General features: G+C 63.8%; 1 protein-coding gene. It reads right to left on the bottom strand.

The features are described from left to right. Positions 1-1,927 (bottom strand): immunoglobulin-like domain-containing protein (locus CAY82_RS24695; RefSeq protein ID WP_368681562.1); only part of this gene is annotated, 1,927 nt, incomplete at both ends.

Raw genomic sequence — 1,927 nt, 5'->3', positions numbered from 1 at the left:
GGCGTCGGGTTCGGCACCAACTGCTCGAAGTTACCGCCCGTGGCGCTTTCGATGGTCACGCTAACGGTCGAGCCGTTGTTGTAGACGTCGTTGGCCGGGGTCTCGAAATCAACGCTGCCCTGGGTCTCGCCGGCTTCGACGGTGATGGTCTGGCCGTTGGACAGGGTCACGGTCACCGGGGTCTGCGCTGGGTTGCTCAGGGTCACGGTGTAGGTGATCACGCCACCTTCGGTCACCGACGGGTTCGCCGTCAGCGTCGCGGTGGTGGTGTCCACCGAGTCGTTGATGGTGGTCTGAGCCGGCGTCGGGTTCGGCACCAACTGCTCGAAGTTGCCACCGGTAGCACCGGTAATCGTGGTGCTAACGGTCGAGCCGTTGTTGTAGACGTCGTTGGCCGGGGTCTCGAAATCAACACTGCCCTGGGTCTTGCCGGCTTCGACGGTGATGGTCTGGCCATTGGACAGGGTCACGGTCACCGGAGTCTGGGCTGGGTTGCTCAGGGTCACGGTGTAAGTGATCACGCCACCTTCGGTCACCGACGGGCTCGCCGTCAGGGTCGCGGTGGTGGTGTCGACCGAGTCGTTGATGGTGGTCTGAGCCGGTGTCGGGTTCGGCACCAACTGCTCGAAGTTACCGCCCGTGGCGTTCGCGATGGTCACGCTAACGGTCGAGCCGTTGTTGTAGACGTCGTTGGCCGGGGTCTGGAAGTCGACGCTGCCCTGGGTCTTGCCGGCCTCGACGGTGATGGTCTGGCCATTGGACAGGGTCACGGTCACCGGGGTCTGCGCCGGGTTGCTCAGGGTCACGGTGTAGGTGATCACGCCGCCTTCGGTGATGCTTGGCGAAGCGGTCAGGGTCGCGGTGGTGGTGTCGACCGAGTCGCTGATGGTGGTCTGAGCTGGCGTCGGGTTCGGCACCAACTGCTCGAAGTTACCGCCCGTGGCGCTTTCGATGGTCACGCTAACGGTCGAGCCGTTGTTATAGACGTCGTTGGCCGGGGTCTCGAAATCAACACTGCCCTGGGTCTTGCCGGCTTCGACGGTGATGGTCTGGCCGTTGGACAGGGTCACGGTCACCGGGGTCTGGGCTGGGTTGCTCAGGGTCACGGTGTAGGTGATGACGCCGCCTTCGGTAATGCTTGGCGAAGCGGTCAGGGTCGCGGTGGTGGTATCCACCGAGTCGTTGATGGTGGTCTGAGCTGGTGTCGGGTTCGGCACCAACTGCTCGAAGTTACCGCCCGTGGCGTTCTCGATGGTCACGCTAACGGTCGAGCCGTTGTTGTAGACGTCGTTGGCCGGGGTCTGGAAGTCGACGCTGCCCTGGGTCTTGCCGGCCTCGACGGTGATGGTCTGGCCATTGGACAGGGTCACGGTCACCGGGGTCTGGGCTGGGTTGCTCAGGGTCACGGTGTAGGTGATGACGCCGCCTTCGGTGATGCTTGGCGAAGCGGTCAGGGTCGCGGTGGTGGTATCCACCGAGTCGTTGATGGTGGTCTGAGCCGGCGTCGGGTTCGGCACCAACTGCTCGAAGTTACCGCCCGTGGCGCTTTCGATGGTCACGCTAACGGTCGAGCCGTTGTTGTAGACGTCGTTGGCCGGGGTCTGGAAGTCGACGCTGCCCTGGGTCTTGCCGGCTTCGATGGTGATGGTCTGGCCGTTGGACAGGGTCACGGTCACCGGGGTCTGGGCTGGGTTGCTCAGGGTCACGGTGTAGGTGATCACGCCGCCTTCGGTGATGCTTGGCGAAGCGGTCAGGGTCGCGGTGGTGGTATCCACCGAGTCGTTGATGGTGGTCTGAGCTGGCGTCGGGTTCGGCACCAACTGCTCGAAGTTACCGCCCGTGGCGCTTTCGATGGTCACGCTAACGGTCGAGCCGTTGTTGTAGACGTCGTTGGCCGGGGTCTGGAAGTCGACGCTGCCCTGGGTCT

Source organism: Pseudomonas sp. SID14000, from assembly GCF_002165135.1.
In the GTDB taxonomy this organism is placed as follows: domain Bacteria; phylum Pseudomonadota; class Gammaproteobacteria; order Pseudomonadales; family Pseudomonadaceae; genus Aquipseudomonas.
The sequence above is the reverse complement of the archived record's forward strand: the minus strand, read 5'-3'. Positions and strand labels throughout refer to the sequence as shown.